The organism is Lapidilactobacillus wuchangensis, from assembly GCF_003946645.1.
Classification (GTDB): Bacteria; Bacillota; Bacilli; order Lactobacillales; family Lactobacillaceae; genus Lapidilactobacillus; species Lapidilactobacillus wuchangensis.
Map to the genome: position 1 here is coordinate 19,434 of NZ_RHOU01000009.1, position 17,250 is coordinate 36,683.

20 protein-coding genes are annotated in these 17,250 nt (G+C 41.9%); 7 read left to right on the forward strand and 13 right to left on the reverse strand.

Annotated elements, in window-relative coordinates; genetic code table 11:
• Window positions 1-338 precede the first annotated feature (338 nt).
• Together EKM82_RS07995 and EKM82_RS08000 are read left to right on the forward strand one after the other, a co-directional pair.
• A complete protein-coding gene (locus EKM82_RS07995) occupies window positions 339-770 on the forward strand; it encodes a MarR family winged helix-turn-helix transcriptional regulator (RefSeq protein WP_125767850.1) in 432 nt (143 codons plus the stop codon).
• Window positions 763-2,169, forward strand: coding sequence for a DHA2 family efflux MFS transporter permease subunit (locus EKM82_RS08000; protein WP_125767852.1), 1,407 nt, complete (start codon window positions 763-765; stop codon window positions 2,167-2,169). Before EKM82_RS07995 ends, EKM82_RS08000 begins: the two co-directional genes overlap by 8 nt.
• Before the next feature lie 151 nt (window positions 2,170-2,320).
• Here EKM82_RS08000 and EKM82_RS08005 read toward each other — a convergent pair whose 3' ends face one another.
• The gene (locus tag EKM82_RS08005; protein ID WP_125767854.1) at window positions 2,321-2,674 is read right to left on the reverse strand and encodes a DUF2200 family protein; all 354 of its coding nucleotides are present in this window, start codon (window positions 2,672-2,674) and stop codon (window positions 2,321-2,323) included.
• Between the two features lie 184 nt (window positions 2,675-2,858).
• On the opposite strand from EKM82_RS08005, the gene EKM82_RS08010 reads away from it, so the two are divergent.
• Complete coding sequence (locus EKM82_RS08010; RefSeq protein ID WP_164508178.1) at window positions 2,859-4,052, forward strand: Mbeg1-like protein; 1,194 nt, start codon at window positions 2,859-2,861, stop codon at window positions 4,050-4,052.
• 107 nt (window positions 4,053-4,159) lie between these two features.
• Here the strand turns inward: EKM82_RS08010 and EKM82_RS08015 are convergent, their stop codons facing one another.
• Together EKM82_RS08015 and EKM82_RS08020 are read right to left on the reverse strand one after the other, a co-directional pair.
• Window positions 4,160-4,804, reverse strand: a complete 645-nt coding sequence (locus EKM82_RS08015; protein ID WP_125649496.1) for a deoxynucleoside kinase — start codon at window positions 4,802-4,804, stop codon at window positions 4,160-4,162.
• Window positions 4,805-5,003: 199 nt separating this feature from the next.
• Window positions 5,004-5,666, reverse strand: coding sequence for an HD domain-containing protein (locus EKM82_RS08020; protein WP_125767858.1), 663 nt, complete (start codon window positions 5,664-5,666; stop codon window positions 5,004-5,006).
• A 153-nt stretch (window positions 5,667-5,819) separates the two neighbouring features.
• Here EKM82_RS08020 and EKM82_RS08025 point away from each other — a divergent pair, with 153 nt between their 5' ends.
• Window positions 5,820-6,668: a methyltransferase domain-containing protein gene (locus EKM82_RS08025; RefSeq protein ID WP_125767860.1), complete on the forward strand. Its 849-nt coding sequence runs from the start codon at window positions 5,820-5,822 to the stop codon at window positions 6,666-6,668.
• Window positions 6,669-7,197: 529 nt separating this feature from the next.
• Window positions 7,198-7,380, forward strand: a complete 183-nt coding sequence (locus tag EKM82_RS11495; RefSeq protein ID WP_164508179.1) for a hypothetical protein — start codon at window positions 7,198-7,200, stop codon at window positions 7,378-7,380.
• 122 nt (window positions 7,381-7,502) lie between these two features.
• Here EKM82_RS11495 and EKM82_RS08030 read toward each other — a convergent pair whose 3' ends face one another.
• The 9 genes from EKM82_RS08030 to EKM82_RS08065 all read right to left on the reverse strand — a co-directional run bounded on the left by EKM82_RS08030 (window position 7,503) and on the right by EKM82_RS08065 (window position 15,165).
• A complete protein-coding gene (locus EKM82_RS08030; RefSeq protein ID WP_125767862.1) occupies window positions 7,503-8,069 on the reverse strand; it encodes a macro domain-containing protein in 567 nt (188 codons plus the stop codon).
• Between the two features lies 1 nt (window position 8,070).
• Window positions 8,071-9,501, reverse strand: a complete 1,431-nt coding sequence (locus EKM82_RS08035) for a DUF438 domain-containing protein (RefSeq protein WP_125767864.1) — start codon at window positions 9,499-9,501, stop codon at window positions 8,071-8,073.
• Window positions 9,502-9,564: 63 nt separating this feature from the next.
• On the reverse strand, window positions 9,565-9,726 hold the full coding sequence (locus tag EKM82_RS08040; RefSeq protein WP_225419693.1) for a DUF1858 domain-containing protein: 162 nt from the start codon (window positions 9,724-9,726) through the stop codon (window positions 9,565-9,567).
• A gap of 344 nt (window positions 9,727-10,070) precedes the next feature.
• The gene (locus EKM82_RS08045; RefSeq protein ID WP_125767866.1) at window positions 10,071-11,051 is read right to left on the reverse strand and encodes a GMP reductase; all 981 of its coding nucleotides are present in this window, start codon (window positions 11,049-11,051) and stop codon (window positions 10,071-10,073) included.
• A gap of 893 nt (window positions 11,052-11,944) precedes the next feature.
• Complete coding sequence (locus EKM82_RS08050; RefSeq protein WP_125767868.1) at window positions 11,945-12,877, reverse strand: 2-dehydropantoate 2-reductase; 933 nt, start codon at window positions 12,875-12,877, stop codon at window positions 11,945-11,947.
• Window positions 12,878-13,064: 187 nt separating this feature from the next.
• On the reverse strand, window positions 13,065-13,226 hold the full coding sequence (locus EKM82_RS11500) for a hypothetical protein (RefSeq protein WP_164508180.1): 162 nt from the start codon (window positions 13,224-13,226) through the stop codon (window positions 13,065-13,067).
• A gap of 431 nt (window positions 13,227-13,657) precedes the next feature.
• Window positions 13,658-14,143: a DUF3955 domain-containing protein gene (locus EKM82_RS08055; RefSeq protein WP_318531087.1), complete on the reverse strand. Its 486-nt coding sequence runs from the start codon at window positions 14,141-14,143 to the stop codon at window positions 13,658-13,660.
• Window positions 14,144-14,257: 114 nt separating this feature from the next.
• Window positions 14,258-14,524, reverse strand: coding sequence for a YdeI/OmpD-associated family protein (locus EKM82_RS08060; RefSeq protein ID WP_125767870.1), 267 nt, complete (start codon window positions 14,522-14,524; stop codon window positions 14,258-14,260).
• A gap of 11 nt (window positions 14,525-14,535) precedes the next feature.
• Window positions 14,536-15,165, reverse strand: a complete 630-nt coding sequence (locus tag EKM82_RS08065) for an AAA family ATPase (RefSeq protein WP_164508181.1) — start codon at window positions 15,163-15,165, stop codon at window positions 14,536-14,538.
• A 300-nt stretch (window positions 15,166-15,465) separates the two neighbouring features.
• On the opposite strand from EKM82_RS08065, the gene EKM82_RS08070 reads away from it, so the two are divergent.
• Entirely contained in the window at window positions 15,466-15,918 is a 453-nt protein-coding gene (locus EKM82_RS08070) for a flavodoxin (protein WP_125767874.1), read from the forward strand.
• 5 nt (window positions 15,919-15,923) lie between these two features.
• Window positions 15,924-16,457, forward strand: coding sequence for a GtrA family protein (locus EKM82_RS08075; RefSeq protein WP_225419694.1), 534 nt, complete (start codon window positions 15,924-15,926; stop codon window positions 16,455-16,457).
• Between the two features lie 94 nt (window positions 16,458-16,551).
• On the opposite strand, the gene EKM82_RS08080 is transcribed toward EKM82_RS08075, so the two are convergent.
• On the reverse strand, window positions 16,552-16,914 hold the full coding sequence (locus tag EKM82_RS08080) for a BlaI/MecI/CopY family transcriptional regulator (RefSeq protein ID WP_125767876.1): 363 nt from the start codon (window positions 16,912-16,914) through the stop codon (window positions 16,552-16,554).
• Window positions 16,915-17,250: the final 336 nt, after the last annotated feature.

The following is a 17,250-nucleotide window of genomic DNA, read 5'->3' on the forward strand; positions in this document are numbered from 1 at the left end:
CGTTTATATTTTTCGAAATGCATATTTATCAGCATTTGTAACCATACCAATCATACGCCAAATACTACCAAAATGCTAATCTATCGCTAATAAGTCACTTATAGTTGAAACTAATCCAATGAATTAGTCTTCACTTAAAAAAGCAAACTTAGTCGCTAATTATTTGCTTCTTTTTGAGCGATTAACATTAGTTCGAGTACGCTGCGGTCCCATCCCGGACCATTGTTACTCGTCATTTCTAAAACTTACGTGAGCCAATCAATTGTTGATTGACATTGGGGAAATTTTTGACTATAGTATTTTTTGTTAGCCAACTAGCAGAAAGTAGATGAATATTCATGCAGAGAAATATGGGCCGGCTTTTAAAAATTGCCAGCAATCAAATGACACGTGATTTGGACCGCTTTGCCGCGCAATTTGGTCTTACTGGCACCCAAATGTCAATTATTGATTACCTGAGTCGGCATCCCCAAACCGAGGTTAAACAGCACGAACTAGAACAAGAATTTAATATTCAACGCTCGACCACCACGGTGCTGTTACAACGAATGGAAAAAAAGGGCCTGATCAGTCGCCAAACTAGTGCCAGCGATAGTCGCCAAAAAGCAGTCGCTTTAACTAGTGCTGCCACTAAATTAAGTCAAGCTTTTGCCGGTTATATGGCTCAAGAAGAGCAAGATTTAGCGGCTAATTTCAGTCCCGCTGAACTGAATCTTTTTGAGCGTTTCTTAAAGTTTTACATTGCTAAAGGAGTTAAGAAAAATGACTAATCAAAAAATTCCGGGAAAAGTTTTCGGTGCAATCATCGCCACTGGCTTAATGTCATTCTGTGGTGTCATTGTGGAAACGGCCATGAATATCACTTTTCCCACCTTAATGACCGAATTTAAGGTCACCACGAGTACGGTCCAGTGGATGACCACCATTTATTTACTCATTGTGGCGATCATTGTGCCTTTGTCGGCCAATCTCAAACGCTCCTTTGCGACCCGGAAATTATTTCTGACCGCCAATTTACTCTTCATGACTGGCGTTATTTTAGATTTAGTGGCACCCAATTTTGTCTTGTTGTTAATTGGCCGTGTTGTCCAAGGTTTAGGCACGGGCATTGCTTTGCCACTAATGTTCAATATTATTCTCGAACAAGTTCCCAGAGAAAAAATCGGGTTGATGATGGGTATGGGAACTTTAATTACCGCCATCGCCCCAGCAATCGGACCAACTTTTGGTGGCTTAGTGGTGACTAGTCTTAATTGGCGTTATATCTTTGCCTTTCTCCTACCCATTTTAATTTGTTCCTTAGTTTTAGGGCTCTTAACGATTGAACAGAAAACACCGACTCATTTTGTTCGGTTAGATTTACTCAGTGTCCTAGCAATTAGCCTGACTTTCGTTGGCCTGATTCTAGGATTAAACCAAATTGGCAGTCATGCCTTCTGGAGTTGGCCAGTCGCTGGTGCTTTAGTGGCCGGAATCCTCGGTGCGGTGTTGCTAGTCTTCAGATCCCGGCAACTAGCTAGCCCAATAATTAATTTCCAGGTTTTCCACTATCTGCGCTTTAGTGGTCACGTGACTGCCTTCTTCATCATGCAATTAATTGCCCTCGGCCTATCCTTTATTTTGCCGAACTATATTCAACTGGTAAATGGCCAGACGGCAATTGCCGCGGGGCTGACGGTTTTACCAGGTGCTGTTTTAGGCGCCATTTTTGCACCCGTCAGTGGGAAAATTCTTGACGAGCTCGGTCCCCAGAAACCAATTTTAATTGGCGCTAGTCTCTCGATCCTCGCGGTCATTCTGTTCAGTTTAACAGCTTTGCAGTTAAACAGCGTCATGATCAGTGGCTTTTATTTAGTGTTTATGGCCGGCATTGGCTTGGCTTTTGGCAATATTATGACCAATGGCCTTAAAAACCTACCAGCCGCACTGCAAAGTGATGGCAATGCTGTCTTGACCACAGTGCAACAGTTTGCTGGTGCTGTAGGTACCTCATTAGTTGCCATGATCATTAGCCAAAGTCAAACCAAATTAGGCAAAACAACAACTAGTCTGGCCACTGCCGTTGGTTCCCAGCACGCTTTTCAAATGCTAGTCCTGCTGGGAATTCTAGAATTGGTACTCTTGATCTTAGTGGTGCGGCCACAAGCAGCAGCAAACACCACCAATTAATTCTCACAATATAATAATATTGGCGAACATTAACGACAAAAGAACGGACATTTCAGCGAATGTCCGTTCTTTTTTTGGGCTTATGAGAAAGCAACGTGATTGCCGGTAGCGTCTGATAGTTTAATTACGAGATTTTTTTGAATAATTAGCATTACGCCGGAAAAATTTTCGACCAAGCTTTACCTTTAGCAACGTCGTCGACTAATTTATCCATGAACCGGATTTCTTGCATGGTTCCTGGGGCCATTTCTTCAACTTTAATACCGCAAATCCGTCCACGCAGTAACTTACGGTTCGGATTCAAAGCTGGCGCTTGATTAAAGAACTCAGCCAAACTGCACTCACACATTTGTAACGTCTGAATTTCAGCAACGGAGTAACCAGTTAACCAAGTGACCACTTGCAGCACATCAGCAGCCGTTCGTCCCTTACGTTCAACCTTCTTAACATAGAGTGGGTAAATATCGCCAAAATTCATTGCCAGAACTTTGTCGCTCGCTTGCATTTGTAGCCCTCCAGTTTAGTTTCAATAGCTAATTGGTTTGTTTAGCATCAACATCTATTTATCTAGCTACATTATAGCTGATTATCCTTAAAAAGACTGCTTTGCTGTATTCACTAAAACTGCTTTCCCCGGGTATTCGTGCTAAAATAAGGCATTAACTAACGTAGAAAGTATGGTGAGCAAAATGACAAATATGATTGATTATGCCAAAAAGTATGGTAACACTAATTTTACTGAATTGCCTTTCAATGATATTGATGGCGTCATTCTTGCCCAATTATCCTATTTGGATTTCGGCGTTTTGGCGCAACATAGCGTCAATCGTTTAAGCGATTTAACTGGCCCCACCTTAATCAAAATGGCGGTGACAGATACTTGGAATCCTGATGGCAACGCTGAATTATTGCAGCTAATTAATCATTTGCCGCGTTTCCAAAATATTAGTTGGCATCACTGGCTGGCCAAAGTCGACGTCGAAAAAGAACAAAAGATTACCGTGATCACTTTTTCATTGACGCCGGATTTACATTACGTTTCTTTCCGGGGTACTACTGCTACATTGATCGACTGGAAGGAAGATCTGAATATGACCTTTCTGCCAGCGATTCCGTCGCAACGAACGGCGTTACACTACACCCGAGATTTATTTAAAGATCTACCAGGAGAATTCTATTTAGGTGGTCATTCCAAGGGCGGCAACTTAGCCGTTTACGTGCTAACCCACGCTAGTGTCGCCATGCAACAACGAATTAAAATGGTCTACAGTGCAGATGGTCCTGGCTTGAAGCAAGAAATCTCCACAAATTTATTGGCAAAAGTGCATAAAATCATTCCCCAATCGTCAATCATTGGTTTATTGCTGGAACCAGATTCGGAATACCAAATTGTTGCCAGTGATGCCCGTGGCTTTAAACAACATGATCCTTATACTTGGCAAGTCGTTGGTCACAAGTTCAATATTATTGCGACGACTGGCCGCATGTCGCAATACACCCAACGTTCAATTGCCCGTTGGTTAACCGAAGTTGATGACGACACGAAACAAGATTTTCTGGAATCGATTTATGATCTGTTCACTGCCACGAATCATCAAGAAATCACCTACTTAGAAGAGAACTGGCCGGAAACATTACGCGTTGTGCTGCGGGGGATGAATGATGCCCAGCCAACGACCAAACGGCAATGGCGTGAAGTGAATAAAAAGCTAATGCAGTCACTAATCGCCGAGGCTGGATTATCCGTTCGACAAACCCTTGATCAAGTTAAGCCCAGCCAGCTAGGAACAGAGGCTAAAGAATTTCTGACTAAGTACCATGATGAACGGCGTGCCAACAAATCAGATTCAACGACCAACTCACAGCCTAATAATCAAAACTAACTAAAAAGACTCATCAGGTTAAATAGTTAAACTATTTAAGCCGATGAGTCTTTTATTTTAAAAATTGCCTTGCTAAGTTCAGCTTCCGCAATCAGTTAAAGTCTAGTTTATAATTTACCCATTTCTCGTAACTTCTCTTCAATCATGCCTAAGACAATTTCGCGGTCTTTAGGATTCTCAACGAAGTCATATTTATCACCATCAATTCGCATTTTTGGTGAATAGTTGTAATTTTGATACCAAGGTTCGTAATAGTCTAATAAAGTATGGTAGTACTTCACTAATGATGGGTCAGTCGTCACTTGTTCATATGAGCGACCGCGCTTCGTGATCCGTTTCAACATTGTCTCGTAAGAAACATCAATATGAATCAATAAATCAGGATTTTTCTTAGGCATGCCGGCAATTTCTTCCATCATATTACCCAACAAATCCTTATAGATCTTCACTTCAGTCTGATTTGCTCGTCCCATATCGGCATTCATTTGGAAGAATAAAGCATCTTCATAAATTGAGCGATCCAAAACATTATTATCTGCTTGCAAAGCTCGCTTAATACTGTGAAAACGAGTATTTAAAAAGTAAATTTGTAATAGAAATGCGTATTTACTAGGATCTTGATAAAATAACGGCAAAACTGGATTATCGTCGACACTTTCATAAAAAGCTTCTGTGCCCAATCGTTCGGCGATTAAACCGGTTAACGATGACTTGCCTGCGCCAATTGCTCCACTAAGTACTAAAACTGCCATCACATTCTTTCCATTCTTTAATAGACTTGACCGTCGTCTTGGCGATCCAATTTTTGGTGCGGCTTGCCTATTCTAGGTAAGTCGACATGAGTCCTTCGCCAAAAACACCTTCACTATCATACACAACCGGTCACTTTTTTTCAAGGTGAAAAATACTATTTCTAGTAAATAAAACGTTATCAAGCACTAGATATAGTAGTTAATTATTTTTGACGTGATTGTCAACTTGCCATTCCGCTTTAAACTCGGCCACAAATTGCTTCATAAAATCTGTGCGTCGCTCAGCCTCAACTTTGGCTTGCGGCGTGTTCATGAGCGCCGCCAATTTAAATAACTTCTCGTCAAAATGGTTCAACACTGGGGCCACCTCACGATAACTTTGATGATCTAAATTGGTTCGCGGTGGTACTTGGGGATCATACATCGGCGCCCCCTTGGAAGCACCATAATAAAAAGTACGACCAATCCCCACAGCACCTAACGCATCTAAACGATCTGCGTCCTGAACTAACTGGCCGGCTAAGCTTAACTGCCAATGAGTTTTCAGATTCTTACTATAGGATAGATGGTCAATAATTTCATAAATTGCCGTGATTTGGGTCGCTGTCAGCCCAGCTTGCTGATAAATCTTGGTCAATTGGGCTCGTAAGGTCACCGCCGTTGTGGCATCGACTAGTTTCTCATCGAGAACATCGTGAGTGTAAGCCGCGGCCAGTGCGACTTGCTGGTCAACTTGGGGATAGCTGGTTAATAATTGTTGCGTCAAGACTGCCACCCGTTGCAAATGCGCCCAATCATGGCCTGTATGATCACTAGCTGTCTGCTGTTGCGCGAATGTGGCGATAATTGTTAGATCTACCATCTGATTAACTCCTTCTTCCAAAAACGCATCACTATGACTTGATGCCATGTGTTAAACTTAATTCTAGCAAGTTTAGCATTATTTGTGGTAACTATTTCCATTAATTTCTCGAAGCGACCGAATATTTTCTCAAAAAAGGATGACTAACTAATCATGGCTGTTAAAAAAATAACTACTGCCGCCAATTTCCTCAAACAATTCCCCCAATTATTCCGCTGTCCCCTTTGCCACGAAGCAATGACCGCCAGTGAAAACAGCTTACACTGTGTCAATGGGCATGAATTTGATTTGTCGAAAAAAGGCACCCTCTACTTTCTCAATCGTCAAATCAAAACCGAATATGGCACCGAAATGTTGGCTGCTCGTGGACGCATGATTCGCTCTGGCCTCTTTCAGCCTTTGATCAAGTTGATTCAACAATGGCTGCCGGCACAATCTGACTTTCTTCTGGACGTTGGTTGTGGTGAAGGCAGTTTCCTGGCACAACTAGCTCCAACACAGTCTGGTGCAAAAGTTGGGTTTGATATTAGTAAGCCTGGTATTTACTTAGCTAGCAACCAACCGTCGGCGCAAACATTATGGTGCGTTGCTGATTTAACCAATCTGCCCTTTGCTGACCACAGTGCCACCACAATTTTAAACATTTTTTCGCCGTCACATTATCAAGAATTTGCCCGCGTTTTGCAACCTGATGGAACCCTGATCAAGGTGATCCCTGGCAGTCAATATTTGCAAGAATTACGGCGCAGTTTTCTCCCTGATGAAAAAATTGCTTATTCAAATCATCCGGTTCAACAGCGGTTAAATGATGAAGCCACTATTTTGCAACAAGAGCATTTGCACTATCGTTACGCCTTGCCAGATCAGGGACAGTTTAATGATTTAATGGCGATGTCGCCCTTGGAGTGGCAAGCTAGTGATGAGAAAAAAGCGGCATTATTAGCGCATCCATTTCCTGAAATCACGATTGATTTGGAAGTGATTCAGGCCCGTTTTCATTAATGGTGACCCAGAAACTTCCCTAATTGCGAGTGGTAGTTGCTTCGCGATTTCGAACTAGTTTTAGGCAGAATTGCGGACAACTCCGTTGCGGCCGGCGGGGTGTGGAACGCGGCGGGCGTTGATTTAAGCTTTTGCAAGGCAAAATCTTAAATACAAGCCTTATCCTAAGCGATAAATCGCTAAGGACAATTTCGCGGCTGACACCCCGGCGGCCTCCACTGCGTTTTGAGCTAATTCAGACCTCTTTAGATTTGATTGTTATCAAGGCAATACTAGTGAAGCTTGATGCCAATCGCTCAGCAACCACCTTGATGAAACTAACAGAATTGAGCACCACTATTTAGAAAACAGATTTTGGAAACTAACAAAGCCTGATTGACAAGTCATCTAGATAAACTAGAGACTGTCAGTCGGGCTTTTTCGTATTACTGTTCAGTTGAGATAATAATTTGAATTAAGTTGATGATTCTCGCTCGAATTGCCTCAAGCACAAACAAAACTGAAGTGAACCCAATTAACTCCAGACGAAATGGAGGGATCTTGGCGTCAGCCGCCAAATTATTGTTGGTGCTTTAGCACCTACAATAAGACCTGTATTGGGGACTTTTTGAAAAAAGGCTTCAATCAGCGTCGGCAGCGTTCCACAACCAGCAAGCCCGCAATGCAGCCAGACTCAATTCTGTTTGCACATCTTTACTGGCTTAGTTCTTGAACTTTTGTTTTTTTAATTGGCTCAGATCAATGCCGGCCGCATTCCACGCCAAGCAGCCCGGAATGGAGTCAGACTCACTTAGTCTCAACAACTTCACTGAATTTTAGCGCTTTTAGAATTCATCAATCGCCTAACATTTGAACCGGTAATCCTAGTTGGCGGAAATAATTCTGATACTGCTGATTAATCGTCGCCAGATAATTGACGAAATCGATTTGTTTCACGGTTCCGACTTGTTGCTGATAATCAGTTAACACAGCACCAATAATTGGCAATGTTTGGGCCACTGGGTAATGATATACGCCAGTACTAATTGCTGGAAATGCTAGTGCTGGCAATTGTAATTGATTGGCTAAACGCAAAGAATTTTGGTAGCAGTCTTGCAATTGTGCAGCCATTAATTGTGGTCGACGTGAATCATATTGTGGGCCGACGGTATGAATAATTTTCGTCGCTGGTAAGGCAAATGCTGGGGTGGCCACAGCTTGACCGACTGCCAGCGGTCCTAAGCTTCGTTGTAATGGCGCCAGGCTGGGACCGGCGGCTTGGTTAATGGCACCGTCAACACCACCACCAGGAATCATAGCCTGGTTGGCCGCATTGACGATGGCACCAGTTGCTACCTTCGTCAGATCACCTTGATAAATGCGAACCATAAATCCGCTAAACTGCACACACAACTTGGTCATGTTAATCTTCCAATCGTTTCTCACCAGTCAATTGTTGAATGGTGGTAATATTTTGCGTGACTTCTAAGCAGCCTAAATACTGCCCAGCTAAATCATGAACAGCAAAATATCGAATGTAAACCCGCTTACCTCGAAAGTCAATCCAAAAATCGGCATGATCAGCTAGGCCTTGATGAAAGTCGCTGAGAATTTTCTCAACTTTATCGACACTCTTGGGTGGATGACAATTGACAACGGCGCGGCCAATAACAGCTTTGGTGCGTGGAAAGACGCGCTCACCATCATCAGAAAACCAAGCTACTTGATCATGACGATCAACAAACGTTAAGTCCACTGGTAAAACACTAAAAATTCCTGTTAATTCATTTAAATCTAAGGAACCATTATTAAATAAAACTTGGGCGCGACCGGCACCATCTAATTGCAACCGCGTTGGTTCAATTTCCGTCGACTGGACAGTCGTTTTCGTTGCGGTGGCAGCTGGCGGCATTTGTTGTTTGAACTCAGCTACCTTTTCCTGCTTAAGATCTGGGTTTATTTCCGGGCGACTAGTGGGTGCGGCCGCTAAAGCTTTGGCCATTTCGTTTAATTGTTGGGCCATTTTCGACTTAGGAGCTGTCGGCGCCGCGGCTAGTTGTTCAGCTGTTGGCCGCCATGGTAACGGTTGGGCAATTAGCGTATAGCCAATGTCATCACTTTCTCGGGCAATTAGGCCCCAATCGGCGACGGTAAATACTTCGCTGACCATCGGCAACATGATTTCTTCTTCTTTAAAAATCATTTCGACGATTTCTTTGTTGGCAGCTTCAATTGCGGTCTCGATTTCGTACTTATCAGGCAATGGTGTTTGGTTAACTAACTGATTGGCACGCTTGATCAAGCCGCGAATCTTGTCATCCACACCCCACATCACTTTCGGTGGTGCGGTAATGCCATATTTATCCATTAAGGGAAAAATCAAGTTTTCCTTGCGCGCATAGTGATTATCGATCGTCTGCAGATCGTGTAGGGCGCGACGCATTCGCGTCAGATATTCATCATCCTGACCAGATTGTTGCCACTTCTTCAAACAAGGCAACAACTCGTCTTTTAACAACGAGCTAATAATCATATTTTCCAATTTCATAACCTGCACCGGATGACCAGGCTGTTCCTGATCCGGTGTTTTGGTCTGACTATCATTGATTTTGCCTTTAAAAACTGCGGCATGAACATTACAAAGATTTTGGATTTCCATTGGATTTAAACCACTGGCAATTAATTCTCGTTCGGCCGAAGTTATTTCGGACACATCAACGCTAGCAAAAGTCTGGTCAAAAATTGCCTTGGCCTCTTCAAACGAGCCACCATTATGGAGTAATTTTAAAATTTCGACAATTTTATTTTGGCGATAAACCGCGTTATGTTGCAGTGCATCATTATTTTCCGTCATCTGTGATCACCTCAAACCCTGCTTGTTGGAGTTGCTGAATTAAAGTTGCTTCGGGAATTGCTTTCATTTTGGCCCCTTGCGTAAAGTCATAAAGCGCCCGGCCGTCTGCAAAAGTGCAGGATTGGTCACCCCATCCAAACCTAAACTGACCATCACTGGCACAATCGCTGGCTGTTGCTGCACCAATTCATAAACTGTTGTATCTAAACTAATTCGTGGCGTCATTACATTACCTCCACTTTCACTAAATGCTGATCCACCAAAATTTTAACATAGAAGTTGATCAAAGCCTAAGTGAACTTAGTCTGATATCGTCACAAGGATATAACGGCCATTGGGAAATTTCGCAAAGTTATTGCAATTGAATGACGTTTGACGCTGCTCTAGGTTGCTTGGCGTGAGACGCGGCGGCAAATAATTACTGTAATAACTAAGCAACAGAACAAAAATAATAGTTTGGCACATATTTCAGGAAATACGAAAAAGCCACGTTACCTACTTTTTAGGTAATGTGACTCAGAACAGTTGAAACATTTGATTGCTCAAAATTTTTAAATACGATTGCTTAATTAATCGTGATCACCATTATAAATCGTGTTGGGTACAGTGACATAATCGACATCCTTTAATGCCTGCAAATCACGACCACCAGCATAAGAAATCGCCGACTGCAAATCCTCTTGCAAGTCACGCAATTCTTGATGCAAATCGCCTTTTAATGGCAGTAACACCTTTTTACCTTCAATATGTTGGTGAACTTGTTTCTGGGACTCCGAGGCCGAGCCAAAATAGACCTTATACTGCTGACCATGATGTTCGACGACCTCACCAGGGGATTGTTCATAACCAGCCAATAACGAACCGACCATCACCATCGTAGCGCCAAAACGAATTGATTTGGCAATGTCACCGTGATTACGAATGCCACCATCAGCGATAATTGGCTTGGTCGCCGCACTTTGACACCAAGCCAAAGCGGACAACTGCCAACCGCCAGTGCCGAAACCAGTTTTTAATTTGGTAATACAAGCCCGACCTGGCCCAATACCAACCTTCGTCGCATCAGCTCCAGCGGCTTCTAGATCACGAACGCCATCAGGTGTACCAACATTGCCAGCAATCACAAAAGAATCAGGTAAGAGGCGTTTAATCTTTTGAATCATTTGAATCACACTATCAGCATGACCGTGTGCAATATCAATCGTAATATATTCTGGCGTTAATTTAGCAGCGACTAAAGACTTAATAAAGTCCTCTTCAGCGGGTTTCACCCCAACCGATATTGATGCATATAGCCCCGCCGTCTGCATGCGACGAACAAAATCCAAACGCGCTTCCGGTGCGAAACGATGCATGACATAAAAATAACCGTGTTCCGCCAACCAAATTGCTAAAGGTTCATCAATCACCGTTTGCATATTAGCTGGTACCACTGGAATTTTGAATGTTCGGTTTCCTAACTTAACATCAGTCTTAATTTCACGGCGACTATTGACAACACAGCGCCGCGGAATCAATTGGACATTATCATAATCAAACGTTTCTAACACGTAATCACCTTTTTCAATTGTTCTTGTTTTTTAACCTAGCAGAGCTATCATAACAAAAAGAAATGTGTTTTTCAACAATTTACGAACTTTAAATTCGGATAAGCAGTTTTTATTCGGATTACTTTGATGATTAATCATTTGAAGATTCATGATAAATACAAGTAGACCTAACCTGTTAAAGCTTGTGATAGTGTTAAAACAGAATAGCGTCTGACTCCATTCCGGGCTGCTTGTCGTGGAACGCTGCCGACACTGATTGAAGCCTTTTTTCAAAAGTCTCCAATACAGGTCTTATCGTAAGTGCTAAAGCACCAACAATAATTTGGCGGCTGACGACAAGATCCCTCCATTCCGTCGGGAGTTGAGGTGGTGTATTTCATCTTTGCTAGTAGTTAAGGCAATTTTAGTGAGATTAATCAACTTGATTTGAATTGTTATCATACTTAAATAGTCGTATCAAAAGAGCTCGTTTGACATTTCTCTGGTTTTATCCAGAAAGATTGTCAAACGAGCTCATTAGTTTATAACGATCTGTTTTTCTAAATGGTGGTGCTCAATTCTGTTAGTTTCATCAAGGTGGTTGCGGTGTGATTGGCATCAAGCTTCACTAGTATTGCCTTGATAACAATCAAATCTAAAGTGGTCCGAATTAGCTCAAAACGCAGTGGAGGCCGCCAGGGTGTCAGCCGCGAAATTATCCCTAGCGATTTATCGCTTAGGATAAGGCTTGTATTTAAGATTTTGCCTAGCAAAAGCTTAAATCAACGCCCGCCGCGTTCCACACCCCCAACCGCCGTGACGGAGTTGTCCACCATTCTGCCTAAAACTAGTTGCCTGGCAATCACCTTTTTACTGACGAAGTCTTAACAATACTTAATCACTCATTATCAACGCTATTTAACCAGCAACGCTTCTTTAGCATGAACCAGCTCAGTTAATAATTGGCAAATTGGTGTTGCCAAATTCAATTCAGCGGCTTTTTTAGCCACATAACCATTGAGATAGTCAATTTCAGTTAAACGATGATGTTGAATTAAGTCTTGATACATTGATGGATAATGTAAGCCAGCTTGTTTAGGATCATAAAGGCCTTCAATTTGTTGGGCAACTGGTTCAATTTCCAAAGTAACTTGATCCGTTGCTTTGGCAATTAAGGCAAATTCAGCGATGATTTGCCGCAATAATGAAGCTGCTTGTGGTAACTGACCAAATTCGCCAATATTACAATCAAGCAAGGTACATAGTGTATTTAAAGTACCATTGACGCAAGCTTTCCGCCAAATCGAGAAAATAACGTTCTCACTGTATTCGGCATTTAAACCAGCCTGACTGAAAATTTGGCAAATCTCTTCAGCGGCTGCTCGGCCAGCAGGATCAATATTTTGTACTTCAACCCGGCCACTACCAACTAATTTAACGTGCCCAGGACCAACTAAACCGGCAGTCCATAAGGTCACGCCCATAAAGATATTTTCTTTATGAACATATTTCTCCAAAGTTGGCACATGACCAAGACCGTTTAAGAGACAAACAATCTTAGTTGAAGGGCCGAGAATTGGCTCAATAGCGGTTAACATTTTGGCCAACCCCATTGATTTCGTAAACAGAATTACCAATTCGGGCTTTTCAGTCACATCAGCGGGTAAATAAGCCGCTAATTTCACTTGGGAACTACCAGTTTCGGTATCCACTGTCAGTCCCTTAGCATTGATTGCCTGAACGTGTTCCGCCCATTGATCAATTAAAATAACATCGTTTCCGGCTTGACTTAACATCACGCCGAAACGTGAACCCATCGCGCCAGCACCAGCAATTGCAATTTTCACGAATAAAATCTCCCTTCAGTAAGTTACAGCTCAATTTTACCCAATTTATAGCCTAACAGCTAATAAAACGAATTGACCTTGCCGATCCGGTAGTTAGTTTTAAACAGAATATCGTCTGACTACCTTTTGGGATTTCATTGACTTGAGCTTATTGCAAGTCAAAGTCTATCAAAGGCTGTTAAGGGTGTTAAAACAGAATTGAGTTCGACTCCATTGCGGGCTTGCTGGTTGTGGAACGCTGCCGGCATCGATTGGTGCCAATTACAAACCAAATTGTCATCAATACGAGCCTTTGTCTAACCGCTGAAGCGGCAAGACAAATTTGGCGGCTGACAACCACGCCCTCCATTCCGTCTGGAGTTGAGATAGTGCACTGCACTTTTGCTAGATTTTAAGGCAGTGTTGGTAGGGTTCGGACACTCAATTCAATCATTATTAACAGTTAACCGCACAAAAAAATCGGTGTGACACCTCTATTCTCAATAGAGATTGTCACACCAGTTTTTTGTACTATCACAATCTGATTTAGCTAAATAGTGGTGCTCAATTACGTTAGTTTAATCCAGGCAAGGGCCCAGCGATTGGCGTCAATGGTGAAATTATTCTTACCGTCTTTAGCGGTTAGAATAAGGCTTGTATTTGAGATTGTTGCGCAGCAATAAGCTCAAATCAACGCCCACCATGCTCCACGCCCTCTTAATCGCTGGGCCCCTGCCGCTCCCAATTAAAGTGCGACCTAATACCTAACAAACCGGCGAGTTTTGGTCACAATCATTACCGTTATAGCGACGTTCTGAAGTGTTGCCAAATCGCTTTTACTAAGTTAATCAAGCCACCTATTACGCCAGCAAAAAGTAATAAATAACCGATGGGAAGCAGAAAAAACGGTTCATGTAAAAAGCCCTGACTATCAAGGTGCGAGCCAATTAGTGCACTGGCCAGAAAGCATAAACCACCTAGTATCAATAAACTCAAACTAATAATTCGTAAACGGGCCCGGCGAATCTGACTACCATCACGCATTAATTTCTGTTTCATGGTCACATCTCCTAAGATTAATTGATCCAGTGACAATTGAAAAGTTTGGGCAATCAAAACAACCATTGGCAAATCTGGCAAATTACGATTCGTTTCCCAACTTGAAATAGTCTGCCGCGACACATGTAATCGTGTTGCTAAGTCAGCCTGTGTCAATTGATGAGTGGTGCGTAGTTGTTTAATTTGATTACCAAAATCCATAAAGATCACTTCGATCAATTTAGTCATAACTCAATTCGATCCAGGAAGAAAGCTACCAGCGCTAGCAACCAAAAATAGATTGGGCCAGTACTGATAGCAAGCTTGATATCATCAGATTGTTCGCCGTTATAACGCTTAATCTTATTGAGGATTATTGGCGGCTTTCATGGCACTGGCATAACCTCGTTTCGATTTATAGCCGGCTGCTAAGACCACTTTCATTTCCGCAATATGTTTCAATTTAGTGGCTTCAGCTTTGGCGCCGAAAATAAACTTAGCCCATTCGCGCTGATAGCCAGTAGTCAACGCATTGAAAAATTGCAGTAACTCAGGTTCGGTGGCTAATAATTCAGCCACTCGTGGAATATCAATTTCATAATCAGCTAAACTCTTCTTTTCAGTGGTCATTTAGTTACTCCTTAATTCCATTTTGAACGAATCATGTCGCCAAAGTTGACGGCACCTTGAGCATATTTATTTTTCATTGCTGGCTTAATTCTTAAAGCACAGTCCTTAGCAATTTGTTCAGCGATTTCCGGCACCGTTAATTCACTGGTATCCAAAATTGTTGGAAATTCAATCTCAGGATCATCGGCCTCATGACCTTGAATCTTCGACAGCATGAATTGATTATGCAAATCGCCCCGTTTCTGAAGACGCTTCTTCAAAACTTCAGGACTGGCTGTTAGCGTGTAGTGGCGCACATCAATCTGCTCGGCCTGCAATTTGCCAATAATCTCGTCAAAATAGTTGGCATTTGCCAAGCGCATGGGCACAATGACGGTTTGCTTAGTTTGCAGACTGATTTTACGTAACAGTTGGTAATTCCACTGACGCCACTCTGGATAATCTTGGAAATTATCTAATAATAATTCTGCTGGCAGCTGTTTTTTTAGTAAAGCGCCAATATTGTCGGGCCGATACAAAATCGAGCCGTTCAACCGCCGATTCAATTCATAAGCAATCACATTTTTACCAACGCCGACAGGACCATTTAACCAAATAATCATTTGCGTCACTCTTTCTTTGCTTTCTCGTGCCTTAATCATACCATCTCTAGTCAGCACGTGGGCTGTCACCAAAAATTAATTTACCAAATGCTGAATTTTTGCTATAATTTCAGTTTGTTACCTCTTATTTGGTATAATTAATAGTAAGAGAATTTAGCGAGGCTGTAAAGCAGTGTCGAGCTAATTTTTCGTTTGAAACGTGTTCTTGTCGCCAAATGGCTATGGTCAATTCAAATATCCTCGCGATCGACTCTGTCGCTCACAAGGATATTTGAAATTGACCTACGCCAAAAGTACGGCGACAAGAACACTCTGATATTTTGATTGGAGGGTCAGTAGATGGCTACTGCCAAAATTGTTTATGCCAGTATGACTGGTAATAACGAAGAGATTGCTGGAATTGTTGAAGAGGCTTTTCAGGATCTCGATATTGATGTTGATACGACTGAAATTTCTCAAGCAGATGCAGCTGATTATCAGAAGGCTGATATTTGTGTGCTCGTCACTTACACTTACGGCGAGGGTGATATGCCCGATGAAGCCCAAGATTTTTACGACGATTTACTAGAAGAGGATTTGACCGGTAAAATTTATGGCACTTGTGGTTCTGGCGATCGTTTCTATGAGGGTCATTTTTGTGCGACCGTAGATGATTTCGATCATGCTTTCGCACAGACGGGCGCAACTAAAGGTGCCGACAGTGTCAAAGTTGATTTAGCCGCTGAAGCCGAGGACATTGCCAATTTGGAAGCTTTTGTGAAAAAGCTGGTTACAGCCGCTAATAATCGGTAAAATAAATGGATAAAATGATGAGCTTTATTCGGCGTCATCGCGATTTCTGGGCTTATACGCTGTTTGGCTTTCTCGCCTCAGTGATCAATATTGTCTCCTTCATGTTGATCAAACAAGTTTTCCACACTCACTACATTTTCGCCAATACACTAGCTTGGTTAATCTCGGTCATCTTTGGCTTCTTCACTAATAAATCTTTAGTCTTCAAGTCGAAATACTCCACTGGTTACGCCCTATTTACTGAATTATTGGCTTTCTTTTTCTTTCGTGGGTTAAGTTTCTTCGCCGATTCTGGGCTAATGGTCTTATTCATTAGTATTCTACATTGGAATAGTTTCATTAGTAAAACCGTCGATCAAGTCTTGGTGGGCATTCTGAACTACGCCACTTCGCGCTATACTTTCAGCAAAGAACAAAAAGAAATGACCGCGCGTTTACGTAAATTACGGCAGGAACGCTTACGAAATCATCGCCAAAAGAAATTAACTAATCAGACGCAAAAAAATATTGACCAACAAAAAATAGAATTAAAAAAATAGGTTTGCCGTCATTGGCAAACCTATTTTTATTAGCCCAAAAACTACAAAGCCTTCTTTTAACGCGATTAACTACGCAGTTAACCCGCCAAACGCTTTAAGCAAATTCAGCTTTTTTCTTCTGAATCAAATTTTCAAGTTGATCCAAATAATCACTATTATCTTGTTGCGCTACAAAATTAGTAATCAGGCGTTCCATCGTTTCGCTTGACACAACGGTGCCCAAATAAGCATCTTCCGTCATGACTGGCCGATAAAGGCGCGTTAAGACAGTACCGCTGTAGCCAATACTCGAGGTTTTGATATACTTAGCCTCGAGTAATTTCCGCAAAACCGCTTGAATGGTATTTTTGCTGATTTTAGTTTGTTCACTGATCACCCGAGCCGATAGCTCGTCGCTAGTGCCCCATAAAATTTGCATAATTGCCAATTCTCGTTTTGTAAAAATCGGTTCATCCACTCCGAAAATCTCCCATCAAAAAGTTTGTTATATTATTATTAAACCGCAAATGGGAGAAAAAAGAAAGTGGTTTCAGCATTAAATTGAGTAAAAAGCTTATTTTTTGATAAAAAAATAATATCATTCGCTCATTTTACATCAATATTAAAAAACACAATTTTCAGTAAGCACGGGCCATCAGGCTATTTTAAACTCACATGATTAACAATTAACGGCGTCATTTAAAAATGTCGTTGCTGAATCAGTCGAATGATTGATTATTGGTTAAAATGACATTATTTTTTAATAATTGTTGTGTAAATTCACAAATCATGTCACACTGTGTCGTTAACCGCT

Excerpts from the sequence above, each read along its gene's own strand:
- EKM82_RS07995 (WP_125767850.1), top strand. The coding sequence starts at position 339 with ATGCAGAGAAATATGGGCCGGCTTTTAAAAATTGCCAGCAATCAAATG.
- EKM82_RS08000 (WP_125767852.1), top strand. The coding sequence starts at position 763 with ATGACTAATCAAAAAATTCCGGGAAAAGTTTTCGGTGCAATCATCGCC.
- EKM82_RS08005 (WP_125767854.1), bottom strand. The coding sequence starts at position 2,674 with ATGCAAGCGAGCGACAAAGTTCTGGCAATGAATTTTGGCGATATTTAC.
- EKM82_RS08010 (WP_164508178.1), top strand. The coding sequence starts at position 2,859 with ATGACAAATATGATTGATTATGCCAAAAAGTATGGTAACACTAATTTT.
- EKM82_RS08015 (WP_125649496.1), bottom strand. The coding sequence starts at position 4,804 with ATGGCAGTTTTAGTACTTAGTGGAGCAATTGGCGCAGGCAAGTCATCG.
- EKM82_RS08020 (WP_125767858.1), bottom strand. The coding sequence starts at position 5,666 with ATGGTAGATCTAACAATTATCGCCACATTCGCGCAACAGCAGACAGCT.
- EKM82_RS08025 (WP_125767860.1), top strand. The coding sequence starts at position 5,820 with ATGGCTGTTAAAAAAATAACTACTGCCGCCAATTTCCTCAAACAATTC.
- EKM82_RS11495 (WP_164508179.1), top strand. The coding sequence starts at position 7,198 with ATGGAGGGATCTTGGCGTCAGCCGCCAAATTATTGTTGGTGCTTTAGC.
- EKM82_RS08030 (WP_125767862.1), bottom strand. The coding sequence starts at position 8,069 with ATGACCAAGTTGTGTGTGCAGTTTAGCGGATTTATGGTTCGCATTTAT.
- EKM82_RS08035 (WP_125767864.1), bottom strand. The coding sequence starts at position 9,501 with ATGACGGAAAATAATGATGCACTGCAACATAACGCGGTTTATCGCCAA.
- EKM82_RS08040 (WP_225419693.1), bottom strand. The coding sequence starts at position 9,726 with ATGACGCCACGAATTAGTTTAGATACAACAGTTTATGAATTGGTGCAG.
- EKM82_RS11500 (WP_164508180.1), bottom strand. The coding sequence starts at position 13,226 with ATGGAGGGCGTGGTTGTCAGCCGCCAAATTTGTCTTGCCGCTTCAGCG.
- EKM82_RS08055 (WP_318531087.1), bottom strand. The coding sequence starts at position 14,143 with ATGACTAAATTGATCGAAGTGATCTTTATGGATTTTGGTAATCAAATT.
- EKM82_RS08060 (WP_125767870.1), bottom strand. The coding sequence starts at position 14,524 with ATGACCACTGAAAAGAAGAGTTTAGCTGATTATGAAATTGATATTCCA.
- EKM82_RS08065 (WP_164508181.1), bottom strand. The coding sequence starts at position 15,165 with ATGATTAAGGCACGAGAAAGCAAAGAAAGAGTGACGCAAATGATTATT.
- EKM82_RS08070 (WP_125767874.1), top strand. The coding sequence starts at position 15,466 with ATGGCTACTGCCAAAATTGTTTATGCCAGTATGACTGGTAATAACGAA.
- EKM82_RS08075 (WP_225419694.1), top strand. The coding sequence starts at position 15,924 with ATGGATAAAATGATGAGCTTTATTCGGCGTCATCGCGATTTCTGGGCT.